Raw genomic sequence first — 26,188 nt, 5'->3', positions numbered from 1 at the left:
ATCAGACGGTGCGCGTTCCCCAGACGTAGACGGAGTCGCCGAGCCGCAGGGCCGACCAGAGCCTTTTGGCGTCGTCGTACCGGAGATTGACGCATCCGTGCGAACCCGGCTCCTCCCAGATGTCGCGGTAGCTCCCGTGCAGGGCCTGTCCGCCCTCGAAGAACTGGCTGAAGGGCATCGGCCCATCGAAGAGGTCGGACCACTGCTTCTCGACGCGATCGAAAATCTCGTGACGGCCGGTACGGGTGGGTTCCGCCACCGTCCCGGTACGGATGGGCACCGGCCCGAACGCCACCTGGTTGCCGTCCCATACCCACAGCAGCTGGCGGGTCAGATCGATGCAGACGACGAGATCGGAGCCGTACGGACATCCGGTGAGACGGGCGCGGGAGGCGGCGGCCTTCTCGTACTGGATCATCCGCCAGGTCTCGATCCCCGCGTAGCCGTTGGCGGTTTCGAAGCCGTTACGGGTCTGGAGACCGTGGATCGCCGCGCAGTCGGCGGGGGTCTGGACCCCGTCGGGGGTGAGCCCGAGATGTCGTTCGGCCTCGGCCTGGTGCGGCCCGGTCTCGGTGCTGCACGCCGTGCTCCGGACGGCGGCCTCGGGGCCGGCGGCGAAGGCCGAGGGCGGGGAGATCCCGGTGCCCGTCAGCGCCCCGGCGCACAGGACGGCAGCCACCACCGTCGGACGTGCCCCGCGGCGCACCGGCCCGAGTACGGGACGGGCGGACCGGAGCCGGGACCTCGGCCGCGATGGCCGGAGGCGGAAACGGAAGCGGCGGCGGAAACGGAAGCGGCGCGGCCGGGCGGTGGGCGGGCCGGTGGGAAGGAGCGGGCCGAAGGCACCGCCGACACCGGCGGAGGGGCGCTGCGCTCCCTGGGATATCGACGGCTGGGACATCGGGGCGGGTCCTTCCTCCGGGGTACGTGGAACCGGATGCCGGTCGACTCCACGATCGGTGTCACGGGGCCGCCCCGCCCCGCCGCCGCGTCATCCGGGCGATCACCCGATCGACCGCACCAGGGGACCGCCCGCCGGAACCGCACCATGGAACCGCCCGCCGGAGCCGCCCGAGCCGATGGCCCGAAGCGACTGGAACCGACGGCTCGACTCGACGCCTCGGCTCGACAGGACGACTCGACGCGACGACTCGACACGACGACTCGGCGCGGCGCTTGTGTCTCCAGGGTCAGAAAAGGGTCCCGCAGCCCTCGCAGTACCTGGTCCGTCGGCGCTTGGCCAACCAGACGACCATGACGACGAAGACGATCAGGGCGGCCAGGGTGATCCCCCACGCCCAGTGCAGATCCAGACCGGGTTCGGGAGCGGGGTTCGAGGCGACCGGCCAACCGGTCTTCTCCGCGCGTTCCCGCTCCTCCACGTTCTCCATCCGTCCCCAGAGGAACGACGCCACGATCACCGGGATCATCAGCAGGGCCGCCAGCGCCTGTCCGCGCGCCGACCCGCCTCTGATCCGGTCCCCGCGTCCACAGCCCGGACAGCGCTGAAGTCGTTGCCCCCTGGCGTTGTCGACGTGCGTCACCGCTCCCCCGTTCCCGTTCCCCGCGACACCTCCCGACCGGATTCGGGTCAGGAACCGATCAATCCCGATCAGCGTGCGCACAGGGTAATCGCGCACCGGCGCTGAGGGGAGGGCAGCCGTCATCGCCGTATGCCCTCCGTTCCGCACGGAGCACATGCGGATACGCACGGGCACGGGGCAGGCACACACAGGCACGTCCTGCCCCGCCCGGATGCGCGCTTACCCGTCCGGGCACTCTCACCCAACGCCCCCGGCATGCTCACGCGACGCTCCGGGCGTGCTCGCGCGGCGCTCCCCGGCGCCCGTCGTCAGCGCAGCGCGCGCGACGTCCGCCCCGACGCCTCGTCGATCTCGGTGTGGGCCTTCTGCAACAACTGCGAGGCGATGTCCATGAGCGCACGGGCCCCCGAGATCTCCTCACCGACGCGCAACTGCTCGGCGTCGGACGGGTGGCGCTGGGCATTGCCGTGCCCGCGGATCTCCGTACCGTCGCCCAGTCTCACCATGGCGGCGGACCGAGTCCGGTCGCCCTCCTCGGTGAACTCCAAATCGATGTGCCATCCGACGAGCGTCCGCATGACAGATCACCTCCAGCGATCCTCACCTCCCAGAGTGCGCCGCACACACGCACAACACCAACCGACGGCGGCCCGCGGCCGCCGCCCGCAGCCCGTCGCCGCCGGATCGCGGGTACGGGCCCGGGTGCCCGGTCCACTCCCGGACGTCAGCGCCTCGCCTCCGCCGAAGCGCGACGCCGCGCCCGGCGTCGAGTACGCCCCCACCCTCGACCGACGGACGTCCGTATCCACTCCGCCCGTCTGACCTGTGCCTATGCGCTCGCACCCGAATGTGCGCAGGAATTCACATTGGTCTATACCTTGACTCGGTCACGTCAACGCGCTTCAGTAGGGTCACAACCCCCCACCACGGCCTGTCCGGACGGCTCCCCACAGCCCCAACAAGCCATCCGAAACAGGGCCGTTGACGCACGAAGGAGAAACTCGTGCTGAAACAGCGCGTCAAGGCGTTCCTGGTCGCCTTTCTCGCGGCCGGCGGTCTGGCGGCGTCGAGCCTGCTCCCCACAGCGGCTCCCGCGGCGGCGGACGCATGCACGACCGCCCCCACCTGGCGAGCCGGGACCAACTATGTGACTGGCAACGTTGTCAAGTACACGGACGGCAAGTACTACATCGCCGAGCACGACAACCCCGGCTACGACCCCACCATCAGCACCTGGTTCTGGGACCCGTACACCTGCGGCGGCGGCGTCGAGAACCCGCCCCTGCCGGGCGAGTTCGTGGTGAGCGAGGCGCAGTTCAACCAGATGTTCCCGAGCCGGAGTTCGTTCTACACGTACGCGGGGCTGAAGGCGGCGCTCAGCTCGTACCCCGCGTTCGCCAACACCGGCAGCGACACGGTCAAGAAGCAGGAGGCGGCGGCCTTCCTCGCCAACGTCAGCCATGAGACGGGCGGGCTGGTCCACATCGTGGAGCAGAACACGGCCAACTACCCGCACTACTGCGACCGGAACCAGCCGTACGGCTGCCCCGCCGGCCAGGCCGCGTACTACGGGCGCGGACCGATCCAGCTCAGCTGGAACTTCAACTACAAGGCGGCGGGCGACGCCCTCGGGATCGATCTGCTGAACAACCCCTGGCGTGTGCAGAACGAGTCGGCCGTCGCCTGGCAGACGGGCCTCTGGTACTGGAACACCCAGCGCGGTCCGGGCACGATGACGGGCCACGCGGCGATGGTGAACCAGGCGGGGTTCGGCCAGACGATCTGGTCGATCAACGGCGCGCTGGAGTGCAACGGCGGCAACTCGGCGCAGGTCCAGAGCCGGGTGAACAAGTACACCCAGTTCAGCCAGCTCCTGGGCGTGCCGACGGGCGCCAACCTGTACTGCTGACACCGGACTGCTCAGACCGGACCGGCGGCACCGTCCGCCGCTGAAACCTGCACCGCTGGGCGCGAGCCGCGGCTGAGCCACTTCCGATCCCCCCACAGGACTGCGGGCCGGGAAAGCCATCCCCGGCCCGCAGCTCCGCGCCCCAGCCTCCGCGTTCCAGCCTCCGCGTCCCGGCCTCCTGGTTCCGCGCCGCAGCCTCCAGGCCCCGGCCTCCGAATCGCCGCGCCCAGCCCCCACGCCAGGCCCCCGCGCCCCGGATCGACGCGCCGCCCGACCCGCGCCGCACGCCCCGCCAGTCCGGGTCATCGTCTGCCCGGAGTCATCGGAAGTCGTCGGCGTGGTCCCGCGCCCACTCCGCGAAGGTACGGGCCGGCCTGCCGATGGCCTCCCGTACGGTGGGCAGCGAGCCGAGCTCAGGCATGTCGAACGCCTCGTCCGCCTCCGGATCGGCCGGATCGGCCGGATTGCCGTCGTAGTCCACGAAACCCAGCAGGTAGTCCGCGACTTCCGCGGCGAATCCGCCCTGCTCGACATAGCGCTCCCGCAGTTCCTGCGGGGTGACCGTCCAGAGCCGGATCTCCTCCCCGATGGCCTCCGCGATCGCGTTCACCTGCTCGCGCACGCTGATCACCTGAGGTCCGTGAAGGGTGTACGCCGCGCCCGTCAGGCCGTCCTCCAGCAGCGCGGCGACGGCGACATCGGCGATGTCCCCCTCGTGCACGGGCAGCCAGGCCGCGTCCGGATCCGTTTCGCGGACCACCCTCTCCGCGCGGATGGACGGCCCCCACAGAGCGGCCTTGTTCGCCATGAACTCCCCCGGCCGCACATGAGTCCATTCGAGTCCCGACTCCTCCACCGCCCGCTCCACCGGAGCGTGGTAGGTGGTGTCGGAGCCGTCCTCGACCGCCGCCGACGACAGGACGACGATCCGCCGCACCCCCGCCTCCTTCGCCATGGCGACCACTTCCCGGGCGGTCTCGGCCATCGGGAAGAGATACACCCGCTCGACGCCCGCCAGAGCCGCCCGGACCGTCTCGGGCCTGGCGAGATCACCGGCCGCGGCCTCCGCACCCGCGGGCAGGGCCGCCGTGGCCGGGTTCCGGGTCAGTGCGCGCACCTCCGCGCCCGCGCCGACCAGTTCACGCGTGACGAGCCGGCCGACGGTACCCGTCGCGCCGGTCACCAGAATCCTCATCCGCTTCCTCCCGATCGTCGATATCTACGTACACCGTACGCAGTATCGCCACTGTACCGGCGCCGCGCGGGATCGCCTGGAGCCGAACCATGGGGACGCGGCATCGACCGAGGCCAACAGCCCCTTATTTCAACCTGGTTGTTTGAAAACCCACATTGGTCTATACCTTGACGCCGCGCCTCCCGGAGCGCTTGGGTGTGACATACACCCGCCACGGCGTGCCCAGGTCGACACCGGTCCTCACTGGGTCTCTCAGGCATGCCCGTGACGCACGAAAAGGAGAGTCGTGCTCAGAGAACGCTTGAAGGCGCTCATGGTCGGCGTCGTCGCGACCGGTTCGCTCGCCGCGACGGTGCTCATGCCGGCGGCGACGGCGAACGCCGCGCCGGCCACGCCCGCCACGTCCCCCGTGGACGAGTGCGCCACGGCGCCCGCCTGGTCCGCCGGCGCCAACTACCGGACCCGTGACATCGTCAAGTACACCGATGGCACGGTCTACATCGCCGAGCGCGACAATCCGGGCTACAACCCGGTGGCGAGCACCTACTACTGGAACCCGTACACCTGCGGGACCGGCACCGGGAACCCGGACCACAACAGCTTCGTGGTGAGCGAGGCCCAGTTCAACGAGATGTTCCCGAGGCGGAACCCGTTCTACACGTACAAGGGCCTGACGGACGCCATGAAGGCGTTCCCGAAGTTCGCGCACACCGGCACCGACACCATGCGCAAGCAGGAGGCCGCGGCCTTCCTCGCCAACATCGGCCATGAGACGGGCGGGCTCTTCTACATCACGGAGATCAACAAGGACAACTATCCGCTGTACTGCGACCGTGACATGCCCTACGGCTGCCCGGCCGGCCACGACAAGTACTACGGACGCGGCCCGATCCAGCTCAGCTGGAACTACAACTACAAGAGGGTGGGCGACTACCTCGGCGTCGACCTCCTGAACTACCCGGAGAAGGTGGAGACCGACCCGAAGATCGCCATGATGACGGGCCTCTGGTACTGGAACACCCAGGACGGGCCCGGCCCGGTGACCGGACACGACGCGATGGTCAGCGGCGCGGGATTCGGCCAGTCGATCCGTTCGATCAACGGCGCGCTGGAGTGCGACGGTGCGAGCCCGCCGCACGTGCAGAGCCGGGTCACGCGCTACGAGCGGTTCGCCAAGATCCTGGGCGTGCCGACCGGGGCGAACCTCTACTGCTGAGACTGCCGAGCCGGAGCCCGTACGAAGGCCGGGGCTCTGAGCCTCCCATGGCCGAGCGCGGCCGATACGGGCCGAGGCCACGCCGGTACCGGGCCGAGGCCATGAGAAACGGGCCGGGAAGCGCGCTTCCCGGCCCGTTGCCCCGCCCGGCCCTTCCCGCTGCCCTGCCTGTTGCCCGGCCTCCGCCCCACACCTTGCCCCGCACCCTGCCGCACATCACGCCGGGCCCGGTCCCGGCCCAGCCGCTTCAGGCCCGGTCCTGACCCCGACCCGGCCGCCCCGGGCGCGGCCCGCGCCCGGCCGTCTACCGCAGACCGCGGGCGACTTCGGTGGCCCAGTACGTCAGGATCATGTCGGCCCCGGCCCGCCTGATCCCGGTAAGGGTCTCCAGGATCGCCTTCTCCCGGTCGATCCAGCCCTTCTCCGCGGCGGCCTCGACCATCGCGTACTCACCGCTGATCTGATACGCGGCGACCGGCACCCGCACGGCCTCGGCGACCTTCGCCAGCACATCGAGATACGGCCCCGCCGGCTTCACCATCACGATGTCCGCGCCCTCGTCGAGGTCGAGCGCCAGCTCCCGCAGCGACTCACGGACATTCGCCGGGTCCTGCTGATACGTCTTGCGGTCCCCCGTCAGCGACGACCCGACGGCCTCCCGGAACGGGCCGTAGAACGCGGACGAGTACTTGGCGGTGTACGCCAGGATCGACACGTCCTCCTTGCCGATGGTGTCCAGCGCCTCCCGGATGACGGCGACCTGGCCGTCCATCATCCCGCTCGGCCCGACGACATGGACGCCCGCGTCGGCCTGGACCTGCGCCATCTCGGCGTACCGCTCCAGCGTGGCGTCGTTGTCCACCCGGCCGTCGGCGTCGAGGACCCCGCAGTGCCCGTGGTCGGTGTACTCGTCCAGACAGAGATCCGACATGATCACGAGATCGTCGCCGACCTCGGCCCGGACATCCCGGACGGCGACCTGGAGAATCCCGTCCGGGTCCGTGCCCGCCGTCCCGGCCGCGTCCTTCTTGGCGTCCTCCGGAACCCCGAACAGCATGATCCCGGCGACCCCTGCCTCACGCGCCTCCACCGCGGCCTTCCGCAGGGTGTCGCGGGTGTGCTGGACGACGCCGGGCATGGCGGAGATCGGCACGGGCTCGCCGATGCCCTCCCGTACGAACGCAGGAAGAATCAGATCGGCGGGGTGCAGCCGGGTCTCGGCGACCATGCGCCGCATGGCGGGTGTGGTCCGCAGCCGCCTCGGCCGCGCCCCGGGGAACGATCCATACGTACTCATGGCTCCTACGCTACGCCCCGGCGCGCGGGCTCCTTCCCTCCGAGGGCCGTTCCCGCCCGCCCCACCCGCCCCACTCGCCCGCGCCCGTCCTCGCCCGCCCGTGGGGGCCGCGGCACTCATACAGGGGCCGGATGAGATCGAGCCACCCGGCCGGCACTTGGGCGCGGGGCGAGGCCGTCGGACGACGGTGTCACCCCCTCCGGCCTGGGCGATCGAGTACGTTCGGCGCCCCCCGGACGCGTCCGGGGTCCGTCCGGCGCTGCCTTGAAGGGCCGGTTCCGCCCGTTCCGAACGTGTTCGGAACAGAGCCGGACATGTCCCGGACGCTCGGAAGCCTTGTTGGATCAGCCCCGGAAACGCCAGCGTCCTTTGCCGTACGGATGGCCATAGGGCTCCTGCGGGGAGCCGGGAACCGCCGGGAGACAGCTCGACCGACAGCGCGGGAGACAGCCGCTCGACCCAGACAGGCGATCGCCCCAGACAGGCGACCGACCGAGAGAGCCGAAAGAACCGAGAGAACCGACATAGCACCGGAGAACCAAGAGAGCGCACGAGAGAGAACCGAGAGAGAGCCGAGAGACAGGAGAAGACCGAGCCTATGCCGATTCCCCCACCGCTCAGCCTCGCCGCCCCTGCCCGCACCACCGGCCTAAGCACCGCCGTCGGCACCGACCGCGAGCGGAAACCGGTGTGGTCATGCTCATGAAAGAGTTCAGCACGGAGACCGTGGCCGTACGCGACCGGTTCGCCCGGTTCGAGGAGATCACCTCCAGATGCCATCTGGCCAACCACCTCCGCAGCGACCAGGAGCACGACTTCCGGGCCAGTCTGCGCATGCTTCACCTGGGAGACCTCCAGGTCACCGGCCTCGCGTACCCGCATCTGGAGGTCGTCAGGACGCCGAAGCTGATCCGGCAGGACGACCCCGAGATCTACCAGGTCCACTACCTGCCCCGAGGGCAGGGCGCCCTGTCCCACGCCGGACGCCAGACCCGCCTCCGCGGCGGCCACGTCGTGGTCGCGGACAGCTCCGCCCCCTACCGCGCCTGGATCAGGGCCGCTTCGGCCGCTCTCTGCTCGATCGTCATCCATATCCCCCGTGCCGTCCTGCCCATCCCCCACGCGGTCGTCCGGCGCGCTGTCGCCGTCCCCATCCCCGCGGCCCACGGCATCGGCGGCGTCTTCGCCCGGTGGCTGTCCGAACTCAACGCCCGCGCCCATGAATTCACCCCGGCTGACGTCCCGGCACTCGCCGACACCACCACCGGGCTCCTCGCCTCCCTGCTCGGCCGGGTGGCGGGCGCCGAGGACGAACCGGCCGCGGAAGCCCGCCGCGGCGCGCTCCAGGTGGAGATACGGGACTTCATCCACCGCCACCTCGACGACCCGGCGCTCTGCCCGGCGACCGTCGCGGCGGCGCACGGAATCTCCGTACGCCACCTCCACCAGCTCTTCGCGGCCCAGAACACGACCCCGGCCTCCTGGATCCGCCACCGCCGCCTCGAACGCTGCCGCCATGACCTCACGGACCCCCGCCAGGCCGGCCGCCCGGTCCAGGCGATCGGCGCCCGCTGGGGCTTCACGGACGCCTCCCACTTCAGCCGGGTCTTCCGCGCCGCGTACGGCGTGCCGCCCCGCGAGTACCGGCACTCGGCCGACCGAGGCGGCCAGGTATCCGAACCGGCGACGAGTCTGCGCGGACCATCACAGACAGCCATGGCGTGAGCCGCACCCTTTGTGGCTCGGTTCTCCCCCGGACTCCGTCCGGGGGAACCACCACGGGGCGCTCTGAGCATGTGCCGACGGTCGACCGTGCCCGATCCCTCGTACCCCGGGACCTCCGCGCGCCCCTCCAGCTCACCCGCCGGGAGACACCCGGCACCAGCGCACCCATCCAGCTCGCCCCTCCCGGTCGTCCGCCAGGGAGACACCCGCACGGCGCGGCCCATCGGCTCACTCGCCAAGGAGAACCCGGCACCCGCGCGGGCCTTCCACTCACTCGCCCCGCGACCTGAACAACCCGGTGGGGCGCACGGTCCACACCGTGCGCCCCACTCCACGCCCTCTCCGCGTCCTCTCCGCGTCTCAGGTCGTCGTCGTCTCAGGTCGTCGTCGTACGCCTGCGCCTGCCGCCCGGCCTGCGCTCGCTCGGCCGGGCCACATGCTCGCCCGCCTCCAGCGCCGCCGCCCGCCGCGACGCCCCGAACTCCGCGAGCGCCTCCGCGAGCCGGTGCACGGACGGCTCCGGGGAGAGCACGTCCACGCGCAGACCGTGCTCCTCCGCCGTCTTGGCCGTGGCGGGACCGATACAGGCGATCACGGTCACGTTGTGCGGCTTCCCGGCGATGCCGACCAGGTTCCGCACGGTGGAGGACGACGTGAAGAGCACGGCGTCGAAGCCGCCGCCCTTGATCGCCTCACGGGTCTCGGCCGGCGGCGGCGACGCGCGCACGGTCCGGTAGGCCGTGACGTCGTCCACCTCCCAGCCCAGCTCGATCAGCCCCGCGACCAGCGTCTCGGTCGCGATGTCGGCCCTCGGCAGGAACACCCGGTCGATCGGGTCGAAGACGGGGTCGTACGGTGGCCAGTCCTCCAGCAGCCCGGCGGCCGACTGCTCGCCGCTCGGCACGAGATCGGGCTTGACCCCGAAGTCGACCAGGGCCGCGGCCGTCTGCTCGCCCACCGCGGCGACCTTGATCCCCGCGAAGGCGCGGGCGTCGAGCCCGTACTCCTCGAACTTCTCCCGTACCGCCTTCACCGCGTTCACCGAGGTGAAGGCGATCCACTCGTACCGGCCGGTGACCAGGCCCTTGACCGCCCGCTCCATCTGCTGCGGAGTACGCGGCGGCTCGACGGCGATCGTCGGAACCTCGTGCGGCACGGCGCCGTAGGAACGGAGCTGATCGGAGAGCGAAGCGGACTGCTCCTTGGTCCGCGGCACCAGGACCCGCCAGCCGAACAGCGGCTTGGACTCGAACCACGCGAGCTGGTCGCGCTGAGCGGCGGAGCTGCGCTCACCGACCACGGCTATCACCGGACGGTGGCCCTCCGGCGACGGCAGCACCTTCGCCTGCTTGAAGGTCTGCGCGATCGTGCCGAGGGTCGCCGTCCACGTACGCTGCCGGGTCGTCGTACCGGCGACGGTGACTGTCAGCGGCGTGTCGGGCTTACGGCCCGCCGACACCAGCTCACCCGCCGCCGCGGCGACCGCGTCCAGCGTGGTCGAGACGACGACCGTGCAGTCGCTCGCGCCGACCTCACTCCAGCACCGGTCGCTCGCCGTGCGCGCGTCCACGAACCGGACGTCCGCGCCCTGCGCGTCCCGCAACGGCACGCCCGCGTACGCGGGAACCCCGACGGCGGTGGCGATGCCCGGCACGACCTCGAAGGTGATCCCCTCCGCGGCGCACGCGAGCATCTCCTTCCCCGCGTCGGCGTCCAGTCCCGGATCGCCGATGACCGCACGCACGACCCGCTTGCCGCCGCGTGCTGCCTCCATGACAAGATTGCCCGCATCCCTGAGTACGGGGATTCCGGCGGCTGTTGACGCATCGTCAACAATCGTCAGCTCAGGCGTGCTGACGCTCGCCCGCGCATGGCCGCGTACGACTTCGAGCACATCCGGCTCGGCGATCAGTACGTCGGCTCCCGCGAGTGCCTCGACAGCCCGCAAGGTCAGCAGTCCGGGGTCGCCTGGTCCGGCGCCGAGGAAAGTGACGTGCCCGTGTGCCGAGAACGCCGAGGACGGGTTGGTGGTGGGGCTCAATGTGCTCGCTCCCCCATAAGACCGGCCGCACCCTTGGCGAGCATCTCGGACGCGAGTTCGCGACCGAGCGCGACGGCGTCGTCGTGCGACATGGGTACGGGACCGGTGGTGGACAGCTGCACCAGCGTCGCGCCGTCGGTGCTGCCGACGACGCCGCGCAGGCGCATTTCGGTGAATTCCTGGCCGTCGCCCAACAGGTCGGCAAGCGCGCCCACAGGTGCGCTGCAGCCGGCCTCCAGGGCGGCGAGCAGGGAACGCTCGGCGGTCACGGCGATCCGGGTCATCGGATCGTCCAGCCGTGCGAGTACGGCGGCGAGCTGCGCGCTCTCCGGTGCGCACTCGATCGCCAGGGCCCCCTGGCCGGGGGCGGGCAGCACGAAATCGACCGACAGGAAGTCGGTCACCTCGTCACTCCTTCCGGAACGGTTCAGCCCGGCCGCGGCGAGAACCACCGCGTCGAGCTCCCCGCTGTGCACATATCCGATCCGGGTGTCGATGTTGCCCCGGATCGGCACGGTCTGTATGTGTGTGTGGTGTGCGCGCGCGTACGCGTTCAGCTGCGCCATCCTGCGCGGCGAACCGGTTCCGACGCGGGCGCCGTCGGGCAGCCGGTCGAAGGTCAGTCCGTCCCGCGCCACCAGCACGTCCCTGGGGTCCTCGCGGCGCGGCACGGCCGCGAGGAGCAGCTCGTCGGGCTGCGCGGTGGGAAGGTCCTTCAGCGAGTGAACCGCGAAGTCCACCTCACCGGCGACCACGGCCTCCCGCAGCGCGGCGACGAAGACCCCGGTCCCGCCGATCTGCGACAGATGCTCGCGGGAGGTGTCCCCGTACGTGGTGATCTCCACCAGCTCGACGGGACGGCCGGTCAGCTGGCGCACCGCCTGAGCCACTTGCCCGGACTGGGCCATGGCGAGCTTGCTCCGCCTGGTCCCGAGCCTCAGCGCTCTCTCGGTCATACTCGCCCTCGGTTCTTGACGTCTGCGTCATTCATGTCGGCCCGGCTGACGGAGGCGACCGTCTCCGGGTCGAGGTCGAAGAGTGTCCGCAGCGCGTCCGCGTACCCGGCGCCACCGGGCTCGCTCGCGAGCTGCTTCACCCGCACGGTCGGCGCGTGCAGCAGCTTGTCGACGACACGCCGAACGGTCTGGTTGATCTCGGCCCGCTGCTTCTCGTCGAGCCCGGTGAGCCGCCCTTCGAGGCGCGCCATCTCGCCCGCCACCACATCCGCGGCCATCGTCCGCAGTGCGACGACGGTCGGCGTGATGTGCGCGGCGCGCTGCGCTGCCCCGAATGCGGCCACCTCGTCCGAGACGATGCGACGCACCTGATCCACATCGGCGGCCATGGGCGCGTCGGCGGACGCCTCCGCGAGCGACTCGATGTCGACGAGCCGTACGCCCGGAATCCGGTGAACGGCGTGATCGATGTCCCGCGGCATGGCAAGATCGAGAAGTCCCAGGCGTACGGCTCCGCCGGCCCGGCCGACGCCCGACGCCGCGCGCACGGTCCGCCCCGCGTTCTCGGCCCAGGTGCCGTGCTGTGCCAGGGCGTGCGCGGAGTGCGGGTCGCCGAGTCCGACGGGACAGGCGTCCGCCGCCACGGCGGATCCGTATCCGTCCGCGGCGATAGAGGCGTCCACGGCGGAGGCATCCGCCACGGAACCGTCAGCACCGCCAGCCCCACCAGAACCGTCAGTCACGCCAGAACGATCAGAGCCGCCGGAGTCGGCAACACCAGAACGATCAGCCCCGTCGGCGCCCCCGCCGGACGGACCCTCACCGGCCGACGAACCCGGAGCGGACGACAGAACCGGACCGGTCGCGTCCCGCCCCGTCGCCGCCCCGGCGGCCGCGCCGTCGACCACCCGGCCGTCACGGGCCGCCGTCGCGGCCAGCCGGGCCACCACGCTGCCGTCGGGCGCGCGCAGGCCGCGCCACGCGCCGGACTCGTCGGCGGGGGCGGCCGGCGGAACGCCGCCGGAGACCGCCAGCGCTTCGGCGATCGCCTCGGCGGTGAGGACGAGACCGGTCGCGCCGGTGCACGACACCACCGCGTGGGCACGTGTCAGCTCGTCCGGAACCGAGGCCATGGTGACCGCGCGGGCCGTCACCCCGCCGGACTCCGAGAGCACCGCCGCCAGCCGCTCGGCCCGGTCAAGTGTTCGGTTGGCGATCACGAGTTCACGTACACCCAGCCGCGCGAGCGTGGCCGCGGCGAGAGAGGACATGGAACCCGCGCCGATGACGAGGACGCTCTTCCCGGCCGCCCAGGACCCGATGTCCTCACCGTCCGCGAGCTGTTCGAGGCCGAACGTCACGAGCGACTGCCCGGCCCGGTCGATCCCGGTCTCGCTGTGGGCACGCTTGCCGACCCGCAGGGACTGCTGGAAGAGGTCGTTGATCAGCCGTCCGGCGGTGTGCAGATCCTGGCCGCGCGCGAGCGCGTTCTTGATCTGTCCGAGGATCTGCCCTTCCCCGACCACCATGGAGTCCAGCCCGCACGCCACCGAGAAGAGGTGGTGGACGGCCCGGTCCTCGTAGTGCACATAGAGATAAGGGGTCAGTTCCTCCAGGCCCACACCGCTGTGCTGCGCGAGCAGCGTCGACAGCTCGGCGACGCCCGCGTGGAACTTCTCCACGTCCGCGTACAGCTCGATGCGGTTGCAGGTGGCCAGCACCGTCGCCTCGGCGGCGGGCTCGGCGGCCAGGGTGTCCTGCAACAGCTTGGCCTGCGCGTCCGTGGACAGCGAGGCCCGCTCCAGCACACTCACGGGTGCGCTGCGATGGCTCAGTCCGACGACCAGAAGACTCATGCCGGCACCACGGCGGGCATGTCCCCGTCAGGTCCCTTCCGGCCCGCGGTCTCGGCGACGGCCGCGGCGCCTTCCGTGATCTCGGCGTTCCCAGCGGGCTCGGCGCTCTCCGCGTTTCCGGCGCTCTGCGCGTGCGCCGAGATCTCAGCGCTCGCAGCGCTCTCTGCGGGCTCCGCCTCCGAGCCCTCGCCGGCCTTCCGCTGCTCGTGGAAGGCGAGGATCTGGAGTTCGATCGAGAGATCGACCTTGCGCACGTCGACGCCGTCCGGCACGGACAGCACCGTCGGCGCGAAATTCAGAATGGAGGTGACACCCGCCGCGACCAGCCGCTCGCACACCGGCTGGGCCGCCCCCGCCGGAGTCGCGATGACACCGATCGACACACCGTTGTCGCTGATGATCTTCTCCAGCTCATCGGTGTGCTGGACCGGAATCCCCGCGACCGGCTTCCCTGCCATCGAGGGATCTGCGTCGATCAGCGCGGCCACGCGGAACCCACGGGAGGCGAACCCGCCGTAGTTCGCGAGCGCGGCGCCGAGATTTCCGATGCCGACGATGACCACGGGCCAGTCCTGCGTCAGCCCCAGCTCACGGGAGATCTGGTAGACGAGGTACTCCACGTCGTAGCCCACGCCCCGCGTCCCGTACGAGCCGAGATACGAGAAGTCCTTGCGCAGCTTCGCGGAATTGACCCCCGCCGCCGCCGCCAGTTCCTCGGATGAGACCGTGGGCACGGACCGCTCGGACAGTGCGGTCAGCGCCCGCAGATACAGCGGAAGCCGGGCGACGGTGGCCTCGGGGATTCCTCGGCTACGGTTCGCCGGTCGGTGATTTCGGCCAGTTGCCACGGTGCTCCTGCGGGATGAGCGAGGCTCTAGGCGGCCGTGTGTCCCAGGACCGCCCCGTCGAATGCAGGCTATGTCTTTGTGAACGCGTGCACAAAGATGGTGTCCGATTTGTCCGAGCAAAGTGATCGGGGTCACGCGTTTCGATCGCGTCAACCTGGAACCGTGAGCCGCGTCGGCCCGTTGCAGACCCGAAGGGGGCAAAGCCGTACACACTCCTCACGCATACGTCCCCGAGACCGCCTCTACTGTGCCCTGTTCCCTCACGTCCCGATAGAGCCATGACAAAGGGAACGCGCGGACGACCCTCCCGGACCGCCCGGCAACCGCGCCACGCCCGGCCCGCAGGCCGCTTGTGAACGGACACACCAACCCCGCCGACCGGCGCCGACGGCCCGCTCCGGGCGGGCGACCGGAGCCCGTCCGGCCCGCTGCCTCCCGGCAGCACGCCCGTGACCAGGCACGACGCGCACGGACGGCCGATGGAGGCCGCCCCGAGGAACGGCCCCGCGACCAGGACGGCGGACAGCCCGCGCACGGCTACGACTCCAGCGCGGCCCTGAGCCTCCCGGCGTCCACACGCCAGAACGTGTGCTGCTCGCCGTCGACCAGCACCACCGGAATCTGCTCCCAGTACGCCCGGTGCAGAGCCTCGTCCCGCGTGATGTCCTTCTCCTCCCAGGACGCGCCGGTCTCGCCGCACACCTTCTCGACCACGGCCCGCGCGTCGTCGCACAGATGACATCCCGGCTTCCCGATCAGCGTCACCACGCGCTCACCGGCCTTCTTCTTCGTACGCCGCAGCAAAGGACTCATACCCCCATTCTCCGCCCCGGCGCGCCCGGCCGGCCCTCCGAGCCCGGCCCACGCCCCACCGGCACGCGGCCGACAGGCTCCCCCGCCCGACCCGCCGCGCCGAGCAGGGGGAACACTCCCGTCGCCGCCTTAACGGGCAGGTCGTACAGAGTTCACGCCGCCGCATCCCGGCGTGTCGGGAAGTTCCGAACAGACTGGCTATGCTCGCGGCATGGCCGCACTGGGATGGCTCACCCCCCGTAGGCGCTCCGCGACCGCGCGGAGCGTGCTCGCAGGCGAGGCAGCAGCCGAGGCAGCGCGCAAGGCGACACAGCAGCTCGACGCCGCCGAGGCCCGCGAAGCCGCCGAAGCCGCCGCGCGGGACGAGCCCGCGGTCCCGGACTTCCCCGTCGCGGGAGACGAGCACGCCGCGGCCTTCTTCGACCTCGACAACACCGTCATGCAGGGCGCCGCGATCTTCCACTTCGGCCGCGGCCTGTACAAGCGGAAGTTCTTTCAGCGCCGCGAACTGGCACGGTTCGCCTGGCAGCAGACCTGGTTCCGGCTCGCCGGAGTCGAGGATCCGGAGCATATGCAGGACGTCCGCGAGTCCGCCCTCTCCATCGTCAAGGGCCACCGCGTCTCCGAGCTGATGTCCATCGGCGAGGAGATCTACGACGAGTACATGGCCGACCGCATCTGGCCCGGCACCCGCGCCCTCGCCGAGGCCCACCTGGAAGCGGGCCAGAAGGTCTGGCTGGTGACCGCGGCGCCCGTGGAGACGGCCACCATCATCGCCCGCCGCCTCGGCCTGACCGGCGCGCTGGGCACCGTGGCTGAGTCCGTCGGAGGCGTCTACACCGGCAAGCTCGTCGGGGAACCCCTGCACGGCCCCGCGAAGGCCGAGGCGGTCCGCGCGCTCGCCGCCGCCGAGGGCCTCGATCTGTCCCGCTGCGCCGCGTACAGCGATTCGCACAACGACATTCCGATGCTTTCGCTCGTAGGACATCCATACGCGATCAATCCGGACACGAAGCTGCGCAAACACGCACGCGAACGCGACTGGCGGCTGCGCGACTACCGGACCGGGCGCAAAGCGGCCAAGGTGGGCATTCCGGCCGCGGCCGGCGTGGGCGCGATCGCGGGCGGAACCGCCGCCGCCGTGGCCATCCACCGCCGCCGCCGCTGACCCGCCCGGCCCGTCACCCGGCTGCCACCCGGCCGACACCCCCCGCCGCACACCGCTCGCGCCCCGTCGTACGCGCGGTCGCACACCCGACCGCACGAACGGCCGTCCACCCGGCCGCCCGACCCGCACGTGTCAGATCATGACCGAATCCGATCACCAAGCGCTCACAATCCGCTACGAGATCCGTCGTCCAGGGGTAACAGAAGCGACGGAAACGATGATTTGAGCAACTGGGTGTAGCACCGCCTGTACGAAGCGTTATTCTCCTCAGACGCATACGGGACCCCTCCAGTCGAGCCTGATGGGTGACCAGTCCCGCACTGCACGTGATGGAAGCTCTGCCTCTGGGAGTCCCGTGTACCCACACGTCGGGGTTGACGCCTCGGGCCTGGCTACGCTCCGCGCGACGGTCCTCGACCACCTGCGCGGTTTCGTCCCCACCGCGTATGCCGTCCCGGCCGTCGCCATGCCCCGCCTCGCCGCCAGCGGCCCCGCCGCTCCCTGCTATGCCCTGGCCGACGGCCGTGCGGCCGTCGGCAGACGCGGCAGCCGCGGCGGCTCCGGCGCTCCGACCGCCCCATCGGTCCGCCGCCCCACCGCCGACAGCGACAGCGCCCGCATGATGGACCTGGTCGAGCGCGCCCAGGCGGGCGAGGCCGAAGCCTTCGGCCGCCTCTACGACCAGTACAGCGACACCGTCTACCGCTACATCTACTACCGCGTGGGCGGAAAGGCCACGGCGGAGGACCTCACCAGCGAGACGTTCCTGCGCGCCCTGCGCCGTATCTCCACCTTCACCTGGCAGGGCCGCGACTTCGGGGCCTGGCTGGTGACCATCGCCCGCAATCTGGTCGCCGACCACTTCAAGTCCAGCCGCTTCCGGCTGGAGGTGACCACCGGGGAGATGCTCGACGCCAACGAGGTCGAGCGCAGCCCGGAGGACTCCGTCCTGGAGTCCCTGTCGAACGCCGCACTGCTCGAAGCCGTGCGGAAGCTCAACCCCCAGCAGCAGGAGTGCGTGACCCTGCGTTTCCTGCAAGGACTGTCGGTGGCCGAGACCGCCAGAGTGATGGGCAAGAACGAGGGCGCGATCAAGACCCTCCAGTACCGTGCCGTACGCACCCTCGCGCGCCTTCTGCCCGAAGACGCCCGCTGACACGCCAACCCCCCGCACCGCCCCCCGCCCCAACTCACAATCGGTGACGCCTCGATGACGCACTGGTCCGATCATCTTTCGCGCGTAACCCAAGTGCCGCGCCGCTCGTTGTGCGGGATGCAGGCTCCCTGTGGTCACGCCATGCCCGCAAACGCTCACTCGATCGTGTGGACGCGCGCAAGGTGTGCAACCTTCCGGACCCCGAGGGGAGTCGATCGTCATGACGAGAGGAGGTGCCGCCAGTGATCGCGAACGTTTCGGCGCACCGGCGGGCGAACGCCTTCGCCCAGGCCCTGGAAGATCAGGCGACCGCAGAGACCGGTGACTCGGCCGAACCGGCCGAGCACGGACGACTGTTGACCCTGGCGACCGGTCTCGGCGAACTGCCGAAACCGGAACTGGACCCCGAGGTCAAAGTGGTGCATCGAGCACAGCTCGTAGCCGCCATGGAAGCCATGTTCCAGGAAGGCACGGCCCCGGGGAACGCGTCCCCCGGGCCCACGGTTCCCGAACAGCGGCAGCGCACGACCCGCCGGGGCGCCCACCGGGCATCCCCGCTCCGGAAGCTGCGCCCGCGTTCCCGCTGGTCCAAGGGGCTCGCGGCCGGCGGTCTGACCGTCGGCGTCGCCGCGGGCGCCTTCAGCGGAGTGGCCGCCGCCAGTTCCGACGCCCTGCCCGGCGACACGCTGTACGGGCTGAAGCGCGGCATGGAGGACATCCGCCTCGGCCTGACCGACGGCGAGTCCAACCGCGGCGAGCTGTACCTGGACCAGGCGTCCACCCGCCTGAGCGAGGCCCGCCGCCTCATGGAGCGGGGCAGGTCGGGCACGATGGACCACGAGTCCCTGGGCGAGGTCCGCCGCGCGCTCAACGGCATGCGCCACGACGTCACGGAAGGCCACCGCCTCCTCCACGAGGCATACGAGCGAGACGGCTCCCTGGGCCCCATCCAGAAGCTCAACTCGTTCTCCCGCGCCCACCGCGACACGTGGAACGGCCTCCGCGACCGGCTGCCCGTCCAGCTGGCCGACGTGGGCGACGAGGTGAACAACGTCTTCGACGCCATAGACCAAGAGGTCGGCCCCCTCCAGTCCCTGCTGCCCACCCCGCCCGAGCAGGGCCGAGGCTCCCAGCGCCCCGGCCCCGCCTCGCAGGACACCGGCAGCACGCCTTCGGCGGACGGCCGTACCACCCCGTCGACGCCCGACCCCGGCACCCCCCGCCCCGGCGGCTCCGAGGGCAAACCGCGCCCGTCGAGCTCCGGCACGGACCCGGCGGAGAAGGATGGCCTCCTGGGCGGCGCGGGCGGCCTCTTCGACCCCCCGTCGAAGGGCGCCACCCCACCCGCTCCGGGCGACAACGCCCCTCCCCCGGCGGCACCGGACATCACCATCCCGCCGCTCCTGCCGGGCATCCTCCCGGGCCTCGGCCTGAGCGCGGAGGACGACAAGGGCTGAAGCGACCGCCCGGCGAAGAACGAGAGCGGGAGGGGCTGACGCGTTCAGCCCCTCCCGCTTCTGTCTCCGCGCCCTCCCGCCGACCTCGCCCAAGCCCGGCCTCCGCCGATGCGTTCCCGCCTCGCCGCGCCGGGAGCGCCGCGTTCAGGACGGAGCCTCGACAAGGGACCCGCCGACCCCGCGCCCAGCCGACCGCACCTCCGCGGAACCCGCCCGGCGCGGAACACGGCGGGAACCTACCGGGCGGAACACGGCGGGAACCTAGAAGAACACCGACCGCCGCTGCACCAGCAGCTTGTACAACGTGTGCTGAATCTGCTCCCGCACCTGATCCGTCAGATTGAACATCAGCATCGGATCCTCCGCCGCCTCCGGCGGATACCCGTCTGTCGGGATCGGCTCCCCGAACTGAATCGTCCACTTCGTCGGCAACGGCACCGCGCCCAGCGGCCCCAACCAGGGAAACGTCGGCGTGATCGGAAAATACGGAACCCCCAGCACCCGCGCCAGCGTCCTCGCGTTGCCGACCATCGGGTAGATCTCCTCCGCCCCCACGATCGAGCACGGCACGATCGGCGCCCCCGCCCGCAGCGCCGTCGACACGAACCCGCCCCGCCCGAAGCGCTGAAGCCTGTAACGGTCGCTGAAGGGCTTCCCGATGCCCTTGAAGCCCTCCGGCATCACCCCGACAACCTCACCGCGCCGCAGCAGCCGCTCCGCGTCCTCCGCGCACGCGAGCGTGTGCCCTGCCTTGCGGGCCAGTTCGTTGACCACCGGCAGCACGAAGACCAGATCAGCCGCGAGAAGCCGCAGATGCCGCTCCGCCGGATGGTGGTCATGGACGGCGACCTGCATCATCAGCCCGTCCAGCGGAAGCGTGCCGGAGTGGTTGGCCACCACCAGCGCCCCGCCCTCGGACGGGATGTTCTCGATGCCCTTGACCTCGACGCGGAAGTACTTCTCGTACAGCGGCCTGACCATGGACATCAGCACCTGGTCGGTCAGCTCTTTGTCGTAGCCGAACTCATCGACCTCGTACTCCCCGGTGATCCGCCGCCGCAGAAACGCCAGCCCGCCCGCGATCCGCCGCTCCCAGCCGTCGCCGGAGCCCCGCGTACCCGGCTCCGGCCCGGTCGCCCGCGCCACGCCCTCCGGCGCTCCGGCGGCGGAAGTCCGCCCTGGAACGGGAGCCGGGACAGGGGCGGATGAAGAGCCGGCGGCCGGACCGGGCACAGAGGGCCGCCCGGCCCCGGACCCGGGCAGCGGGCTCACGGGAGCCTCTCCCACCGCGGGCTCGGCCTTGCGCCGCCCGCTCCCCGTGAGCCCGGCCCCGCGCCGTCGCCCCGGGCGGTGCGCACCGCCGCGCGACCGGTCGTCGTCGAACGGAATGACTTTGGCGTCCGCCATCGTTGGCTGCGCTCCTTATCCAGCGTCGTATCCAGGGTCACACCCGGCGTCAACATCGGGCGAAGCGCCCGAACCCCCCACGCGAAGCCGCGTCCGAGGCTTCAACGAAGCCCCGCCCCCGAGGTCCCGTCCGATAGCCCCGTCGATAGTGTCGAAATCCCGACCAGGCCCCGTCCGGGCTCTCTCCAAGCCCCTATCCCGCGTCACTCCGGGTCGTGTCGCTCGAAGTCGTACGGGCCGTCTCAGCCGCCGGAACGGCCTCGCCGACCCCGAGAGCCGCCCCCACCCGGTCCACCGCCCGTGTGAGGCTCTCAGGCGGCAGCAGACCCGTCCCCCGGCTGCGCGCGAAGTCCGCGAAAGTCTCCGCGGTCGTGTGCTTCGGCCGGAATCCCAGTGTCTCGCGCATCTGCGTGGTGCTCACCACCCGCCCATGCGTCAGCAACCGGATCTGCTCGGGCGAGAAGTCCGTGACGCCCAGCGTCCGCAGCGCCGAGCCCACCCAGGTGACCGCGGGCAGCAGCACCGGCAGCGTCGGCCGCCCGAGCCGGCGTGAGCACTGCGAGAGCAGCAGCACCCCGTCCCCGGCGATGTTGAACGTGCCGCTGTTGAGCGTTCCGCGCCGCGGCTCGTGCAGAGCGATCCGCAGCACGTCGATCACATCGTCCTCATGGACGAACTGGAGCCTCGGGTCGTATCCGAACACCGTCGGCATCACGGGCAGCGAGAAGAACTCGGCGAGCGGGGAGTCGGCGCACGGCCCGAGGATGTTCGCGAACCGCAGTACGCATACGGCGACATCGGGCCTGCGCCGGGCGAAGCCCCGTACATACCCCTCGACCTCGACCGCGTCCTTCGCGAACCCGCCGCTCGGCAGGGACTTGGGCGGAGTCGTCTCGGTGAAGACCGCGGGGTCGCGGGGCGCGGAGCCGTACACACTCGTACTGGACTTGATCACCAGCCGCTTGACGGTCGGCGACTTCTGGCACGCGCCGAGCAGTTGCATCGTGCCGATGACATTGGTCTCCTTGACCGCCGTACGACCGCCCGCGCCCAGCGGCGTACCGGTCACATCGAGGTGCACGACGGTGTCGACGACATGCTCCGCCAGCACGCGTCCTATCGTGGGCTGGCGGATGTCGGCTCGTACGAACTCGGCCCCGCCGAGATGATGCCCGGGCGCCTCGGCGTCGACGCCGATCACCCGGTCGACCTCGGGATCCCGCTGGATACGCCGGACCAGACGGCCGCCGAGCTGCCGGGCCACTCCGGTGACGAGCACGACCTTCCCCAAGATCAGCGCCTTCCCTCAGATCCACGAGCCGCCGAGGTGCCGTCCGTGGGGTCAAACGTCACCGTAGCGGCTCGCCGTTGCGCTGTGATGACCACGCGGCGACTTTTGCCGCGCCTTGCCGCCTCACCCCGCGGGTCGCCTCATCAGCCGGATCCGAACGCACCGGCGGATCCGAACGCACCGCGGCCCTCCCACCGGCAGGGTGGAAGGGCCGCGGCGACACGCACAGCTGTCGCTTAACGCCTTACTTCTTGTTACGACGCTGAACGCGGGTGCGCTTGAGCAGCTTGCGGTGCTTCTTCTTCGCCATCCGCTTGCGCCGCTTCTTGATAACAGAGCCCACGACTACCCTCGCTCACTTCTCTTCACTCGGTGCGGGGCGTCTGGGCCCACACGACCTACGTCGGCCTAGCCTACCCGCCACGGAGTGGAGGTTGTAATCCGAGGGCAGCCGCCCTGATAGCGCTACGCGGATTCGACCCCCACGAAGGACTCGCGGAGATATTCGTGAACCGCTTGCTCCGGTACCCGGAAGGACCTCCCCACCCGGATCGCCGGCAGATGACCACTGTGCACCAATCGGTACACGGTCATCTTCGACACCCTCATCACCGAGGCAACCTCCGCCACGGTAAGGAACTTGACCTCGTTAAGAGGCCTCTCGCTGCCAGCAGCCATGACCCACCTGTACCTTCCGCACATGACGCACACCGGCTTCCCCTCCGGTGACTCATCGTCTCTGTGCGCTCACTCCCAGAGTAGGGGCGGGTGGTGCGAGTGGGGAAGAGGAGCAGCCATCGGCCGCCTACTGTGACAGACAGGCCCGATTGAGTACATAGCGCGTGAGCGGCTTGTAGTAATCGGACCGCACGGCGTCATCAAGCGGAACTGCCACCGACACCCGGCCCTCGGCCTCGCCGACGAAGAGCGCGGGATCGTCCGTATCGGCCAGTCCGATGGCCTCAATGCCCAGCTGACCTGCCCCGCAGACCCAGCCGTGGTCACCGATGACCAGGTCGGGAAGGGGTCCGCACCCCTCGGCGAGACCCTCCAGGGCAACCCGAACCGGGAGGGGCGAATGGGTGTGCGCCCCCGCCTCGCCACCCGCACTCCACGCGCCGCTTTCCCGCACCAGCGCGACTCCCCGTACGTAGTCAAGGTTGTACGTGCGTACGCCGAACCGGGTCACTATGTCGACACATCGCCCCTGCGCGGGTGTGAGTACGAGACACCCCGCCGCCGACAAAGCGTCTGCCAGTCCGGCATAGAAATCGAGCAGCCGATGCGGATGCCCGGTCCCCAACAGCACGGCTCCCCGCCGGAACGCGACCTCTCCCAGCCTCCCGGCGAACGCGTCGAGCCCGCTCAGCGTCCGCTCGGGATCGATGACGTCGGGCCCGGCGAGATGACCGGGGTCTGACGAGACACCGCATCTGTCGGCCATCAGAGCGATCAAGTCCCGCTCGTTCCAGTCCCCTTCGGGATCGAGCCCCAGGGTGACGCGGGGATCCCGCGCCGCGAAGAGCCGGTAACTGCGCAGGCTCTCCTCCCGCGAGGTCGCCACCGCCCCCGCCAAGCGGGCCGCCAGCAAATGGGACCGCAACGCTCCGCGACTCAGCATCCCTGGGATGCTGCCGCAACGCCATCCGCTGGAGGCGGCTTTCCCCACCGCACCCCACGTTCGGCCCAAACCCTGGCCACCCCCGACGTCTCCGCCGGGCCGACGACTCCCCTGGGAACTCCCCTCCCGGCCCGGGGCCCGGCGCTGCCCGCGCCGTGGGGCAGAGCGCCGTTCCGAGCGACGTACGCGACCACTCCGGCCGCCGCCTGCGCCGACCGATCTCTCCTCCAACGCCGGCGAAAACCCCTCAGCGACAGTCCCCTACACCAGCAGACCCCTACACCAGAGACCTCAAGACCAGCGCCCCCCAGGATCAGCGGACCGAAGACCAGCAGACCCAAGACCAGCACACCGAAGACCGGCAGACCGCGATCCCCCTACGCCAGCAGACCCCGCAGCGGGAACACCGCTCGTCTCGTCGCCAGCACCGCCTGGTCCAACCGGTCCGCCGGGTCGTATCCCGCGTCCCACGCGCGCAAGAGGGGCGATCGCCCCTCCGTCATCCGCCGAGGCCCCGGCTGCCGCGTCCGCGCGTACACCTCGTCCCGCCACTCCTGCGGGATCATCGACTCCGGGTCGACAGGCGTATGCGCGGCGATCCCCACGAGATGGGTCCATGACCGCGGCACCACGTCCACCACCGCGTACCCGCCGCCGCCGAGGGCGATCCACCGCCCGCCATCGGCGTACTCGTGCGCCAGGGAATGGCATGCCTCCTGCACCATGCGCTGCGCGTCCAGGGACACCGCCAGATGGGCCAACGGATCCTCGAAGTGCGTGTCCGCGCCATGCTGCGTCACGAGCACCTGCGGCCTGAAGTCCGCCAGCAGCTCCGGCACCACCGCGTGGAACGCCCGCAGCCACCCTTCATCGCCCGTCCCCGCAGGGAGCGCGACATTCACCGCGGTGCCCTCCGCCATCCCCGCTCCCCCGGTCTCCTCGGGCCACCCGGTGCCGGGGAACAGCATCCGCGGATGCTCGTGCAGCGAGATCGTCAGCACTCGGGGGTCGTCCCAGAAGGCCGCCTGAACGCCGTCCCCGTGATGAACGTCCACATCCACGTACGCGACTCTCTCGGCGCCCAGCTCCAGCAGCCGAGCAATCGCGAGCGACGCGTCGTTGTAGATGCAGAACCCGGCCGCCGAGCCCGGCATCGCGTGGTGGAGCCCGCCCGCGAAGTTCACCGCGTGCGCCGCGTCCCCCTGCCACACCGCCTCAGCCGCGCCGACCGACTGCCCCGCGATCAGCGCCGACGCCTCATGCATCCCGACGAAGGCGGGGTCGTCCATCGTCCCCAGCCCGTACGCCTGGTCCGCATCCCGAGGATCCGCCGACGCGGCCCGCACGGCCGCCACATAGTCCTCACGGTGAACAAGCCGGAGGGTGGAGTCCCCGGCGGACTTCGCGGACACGACATCCATCGCGCGGTCCAGCCCGTAGGCCCGCACCAACCCCATGGTCAGCTCAAGCCGGACGGGATCCATCGGATGGCTGTCCCCGAAGTCGTACTTCGTTACCGCCTCGTCCCACATCAACAACCCGCGGCCGCTCATACCCGCCACCGTATCCGCCCGGACCGGCCGAGAACGACCAGGCTTACCGCAACGTCACCAGCAACCGCACCAAGGGAACGATCACCGTCCGCCGACGGTTCCCGCGCCTCCGAGCCCCCTGTCACCACGGCTAGCCACGGGTGGCTCGCGGCAGACGCACACCTCCGCACCGTCCGGTCTCACCAGCGGTCCGATGCTGTCCCGTCAGTCGGTCCGACCCCTTCAGGCGATGAGCGCGGGCAACTCCTCCATCGCCCCGAAGTAGCCCTTCGCGCCGGCCAGTTTCCCGGCGGGCGTCATCGCGGTGAATCCGTACACATCCATCCCGGCCGCCCGTGCGGCCTGCACCCCGAGCGCGCTGTCCTCCACGACGACACACCGCTCCGGGGCCACCCCCATCCGCTCGGCCGCATACAGGAAGAGATCCGGCGCCGGCTTCCCTCGCCCCACGTCCTGCGAGCTGAAGACGGTCTCGTCGCGGAACCACACGTCCAGTCCGGTCTTGCGATGCCCGACCCTGATCCGTTCATGGCTCCCGGAGGACGCGACACAGTACGGCACGCCGTCCGCGACCAGCTTCCCCAGTACCTCGGTCACCCCGTCGACGGCCTCCAGCCCCCGCTCGAACGCGGCGAAGGTCCGCGCATGCAGCACCTCGTCGAAGTCGTCCGGCAGGGACTGCCCGGTCCTCTCCATGATCAGATCGTGCACGCGGTGCACAGCGGCCCCCATGTAGTCCCGGAGGGAATCCTCGTACGAAGTGGGGTGCCCCAACTCCGTCAGCAACTCCGAGAGGATGGTGTTCGCGATCGGCTCGCTGTCGACGAGCACACCGTCGTTGTCGAAAATGACAAGGTCATAGCTCATGCCCCCACCATAAGAGGGCCCTCTCCCCGGCCATCCGCCGAGCAACGCGGGCAACTCGTGCTCGCTGACCACCCGCTCACGTTCGGTCACCTGACTGAGCGCTGCCGGAGTTACGAATAGGGGCCGGAAATGCGGAAGGGCCCCGCACCTGTGGTACGGGGCCCTTCCCTTCAATAATTGTTCGGCGGCGTCCTACTCTCCCACAGGGTCCCCCCTGCAGTACCATCGGCGCTGTAAGGCTTAGCTTCCGGGTTCGGAATGTAACCGG

Annotated in this window: 23 protein-coding genes and 1 rRNA gene; 6 read left to right on the top strand and 18 right to left on the bottom strand. The window is 70.6% G+C overall.

What is annotated here, in order from left to right; all coding sequences use genetic code 11:
- Position 1: 1 nt before the first annotated feature.
- The 3 genes from ACWEFL_RS28715 to ACWEFL_RS28705 form a co-directional block, all read right to left on the bottom strand.
- Complete coding sequence (locus ACWEFL_RS28715; protein ID WP_451717791.1) at positions 2-682, bottom strand: L,D-transpeptidase; 681 nt, start codon at positions 680-682, stop codon at positions 2-4.
- Positions 683-1,190: 508 nt separating this feature from the next.
- Complete coding sequence (locus ACWEFL_RS28710) at positions 1,191-1,544, bottom strand: hypothetical protein (protein WP_451717788.1); 354 nt, start codon at positions 1,542-1,544, stop codon at positions 1,191-1,193.
- A 308-nt stretch (positions 1,545-1,852) separates the two neighbouring features.
- Entirely contained in the window at positions 1,853-2,122 is a 270-nt protein-coding gene (locus tag ACWEFL_RS28705) for a DUF1876 domain-containing protein (RefSeq protein WP_451717786.1), read from the bottom strand.
- Between the two features lie 425 nt (positions 2,123-2,547).
- Between ACWEFL_RS28705 and ACWEFL_RS28700 the strand changes: the two genes are divergently transcribed.
- Positions 2,548-3,453: a glycoside hydrolase family 19 protein gene (locus ACWEFL_RS28700; RefSeq protein WP_451717783.1), complete on the top strand. Its 906-nt coding sequence runs from the start codon at positions 2,548-2,550 to the stop codon at positions 3,451-3,453.
- Positions 3,454-3,772: 319 nt separating this feature from the next.
- On the opposite strand, the gene ACWEFL_RS28695 is transcribed toward ACWEFL_RS28700, so the two are convergent.
- Positions 3,773-4,648, bottom strand: coding sequence for an SDR family oxidoreductase (locus ACWEFL_RS28695; protein WP_451717780.1), 876 nt, complete (start codon positions 4,646-4,648; stop codon positions 3,773-3,775).
- Positions 4,649-4,934: 286 nt separating this feature from the next.
- Between ACWEFL_RS28695 and ACWEFL_RS28690 the strand changes: the two genes are divergently transcribed.
- Positions 4,935-5,864, top strand: a complete 930-nt coding sequence (locus ACWEFL_RS28690; RefSeq protein WP_451717777.1) for a glycoside hydrolase family 19 protein — start codon at positions 4,935-4,937, stop codon at positions 5,862-5,864.
- Positions 5,865-6,168: 304 nt separating this feature from the next.
- Here the strand turns inward: ACWEFL_RS28690 and hemB are convergent, their stop codons facing one another.
- Positions 6,169-7,161, bottom strand: a complete 993-nt coding sequence (hemB, locus tag ACWEFL_RS28685) for a porphobilinogen synthase (protein WP_451717775.1) — start codon at positions 7,159-7,161, stop codon at positions 6,169-6,171.
- Between the two features lie 702 nt (positions 7,162-7,863).
- Between hemB and ACWEFL_RS28680 the strand changes: the two genes are divergently transcribed.
- Entirely contained in the window at positions 7,864-8,886 is a 1,023-nt protein-coding gene (locus ACWEFL_RS28680) for a helix-turn-helix domain-containing protein (protein WP_451717772.1), read from the top strand.
- A 376-nt stretch (positions 8,887-9,262) separates the two neighbouring features.
- Here ACWEFL_RS28680 and ACWEFL_RS28675 read toward each other — a convergent pair whose 3' ends face one another.
- The 5 genes from ACWEFL_RS28675 to ACWEFL_RS28655 form a co-directional block, all read right to left on the bottom strand.
- Entirely contained in the window at positions 9,263-10,927 is a 1,665-nt protein-coding gene (locus tag ACWEFL_RS28675) for a uroporphyrinogen-III synthase (protein ID WP_451717770.1), read from the bottom strand.
- A complete protein-coding gene (gene hemC, locus ACWEFL_RS28670) occupies positions 10,924-11,883 on the bottom strand; it encodes a hydroxymethylbilane synthase (RefSeq protein ID WP_451717767.1) in 960 nt (319 codons plus the stop codon). Before hemC ends, ACWEFL_RS28675 begins: the two co-directional genes overlap by 4 nt.
- Positions 11,880-13,739 (bottom strand): glutamyl-tRNA reductase, encoded by a 1,860-nt coding sequence (locus ACWEFL_RS28665; protein ID WP_451717764.1) that lies wholly within the window; start codon positions 13,737-13,739, stop codon positions 11,880-11,882. The genes hemC and ACWEFL_RS28665 overlap by 4 nt, the downstream gene beginning before the upstream one ends.
- Positions 13,736-14,587: a redox-sensing transcriptional repressor Rex gene (locus ACWEFL_RS28660; RefSeq protein WP_451717761.1), complete on the bottom strand. Its 852-nt coding sequence runs from the start codon at positions 14,585-14,587 to the stop codon at positions 13,736-13,738. Before ACWEFL_RS28660 ends, ACWEFL_RS28665 begins: the two co-directional genes overlap by 4 nt.
- Before the next feature lie 537 nt (positions 14,588-15,124).
- The gene (locus tag ACWEFL_RS28655; RefSeq protein WP_451717758.1) at positions 15,125-15,400 is read right to left on the bottom strand and encodes a glutaredoxin family protein; all 276 of its coding nucleotides are present in this window, start codon (positions 15,398-15,400) and stop codon (positions 15,125-15,127) included.
- Between the two features lie 211 nt (positions 15,401-15,611).
- On the opposite strand from ACWEFL_RS28655, the gene ACWEFL_RS28650 reads away from it, so the two are divergent.
- The 3 genes from ACWEFL_RS28650 to ACWEFL_RS28640 all read left to right on the top strand — a co-directional run bounded on the left by ACWEFL_RS28650 (position 15,612) and on the right by ACWEFL_RS28640 (position 19,181).
- Entirely contained in the window at positions 15,612-16,568 is a 957-nt protein-coding gene (locus ACWEFL_RS28650; protein WP_451717756.1) for an HAD family hydrolase, read from the top strand.
- A 355-nt stretch (positions 16,569-16,923) separates the two neighbouring features.
- Positions 16,924-17,724 carry an ECF subfamily RNA polymerase sigma factor, BldN family gene (locus ACWEFL_RS28645; RefSeq protein WP_451717754.1) on the top strand — a complete coding sequence of 267 codons (801 nt, stop codon included), beginning with the start codon at positions 16,924-16,926 and terminating at the stop codon, positions 17,722-17,724.
- A gap of 242 nt (positions 17,725-17,966) precedes the next feature.
- On the top strand, positions 17,967-19,181 hold the full coding sequence (locus ACWEFL_RS28640; protein WP_451717751.1) for a DUF5667 domain-containing protein: 1,215 nt from the start codon (positions 17,967-17,969) through the stop codon (positions 19,179-19,181).
- Positions 19,182-19,442: 261 nt separating this feature from the next.
- On the opposite strand, the gene ACWEFL_RS28635 is transcribed toward ACWEFL_RS28640, so the two are convergent.
- The 8 genes from ACWEFL_RS28635 to rrf form a co-directional block, all read right to left on the bottom strand.
- Complete coding sequence (locus ACWEFL_RS28635; protein WP_451717748.1) at positions 19,443-20,588, bottom strand: 1-acyl-sn-glycerol-3-phosphate acyltransferase; 1,146 nt, start codon at positions 20,586-20,588, stop codon at positions 19,443-19,445.
- A 193-nt stretch (positions 20,589-20,781) separates the two neighbouring features.
- Positions 20,782-21,879 carry an NAD-dependent epimerase/dehydratase family protein gene (locus tag ACWEFL_RS28630; protein ID WP_451717746.1) on the bottom strand — a complete coding sequence of 366 codons (1,098 nt, stop codon included), beginning with the start codon at positions 21,877-21,879 and terminating at the stop codon, positions 20,782-20,784.
- Positions 21,880-22,123: 244 nt separating this feature from the next.
- Positions 22,124-22,222 (bottom strand): 30S ribosomal protein bS22, encoded by a 99-nt coding sequence (locus tag ACWEFL_RS28625; protein WP_003948845.1) that lies wholly within the window; start codon positions 22,220-22,222, stop codon positions 22,124-22,126.
- Between the two features lie 122 nt (positions 22,223-22,344).
- Positions 22,345-22,557, bottom strand: a complete 213-nt coding sequence (locus tag ACWEFL_RS28620) for a helix-turn-helix domain-containing protein (RefSeq protein WP_014046653.1) — start codon at positions 22,555-22,557, stop codon at positions 22,345-22,347.
- 127 nt (positions 22,558-22,684) lie between these two features.
- Positions 22,685-23,500 carry a phosphatase gene (locus ACWEFL_RS28615; protein WP_451717743.1) on the bottom strand — a complete coding sequence of 272 codons (816 nt, stop codon included), beginning with the start codon at positions 23,498-23,500 and terminating at the stop codon, positions 22,685-22,687.
- Positions 23,501-23,877: 377 nt separating this feature from the next.
- Entirely contained in the window at positions 23,878-25,032 is a 1,155-nt protein-coding gene (locus ACWEFL_RS28610; RefSeq protein ID WP_451717994.1) for an acetoin utilization protein AcuC, read from the bottom strand.
- A 243-nt stretch (positions 25,033-25,275) separates the two neighbouring features.
- Positions 25,276-25,920, bottom strand: a complete 645-nt coding sequence (locus ACWEFL_RS28605; protein ID WP_451717741.1) for an HAD family hydrolase — start codon at positions 25,918-25,920, stop codon at positions 25,276-25,278.
- Between the two features lie 179 nt (positions 25,921-26,099).
- Positions 26,100-26,188 (bottom strand): 5S ribosomal RNA (rrf, locus tag ACWEFL_RS28600); the annotation flags it as partial.

It is taken from the genome of Streptomyces sp. NPDC004838 (assembly GCF_053600955.1).
The sequence above is the reverse complement of the archived record's forward strand: the minus strand, read 5'-3'. Positions and strand labels throughout refer to the sequence as shown.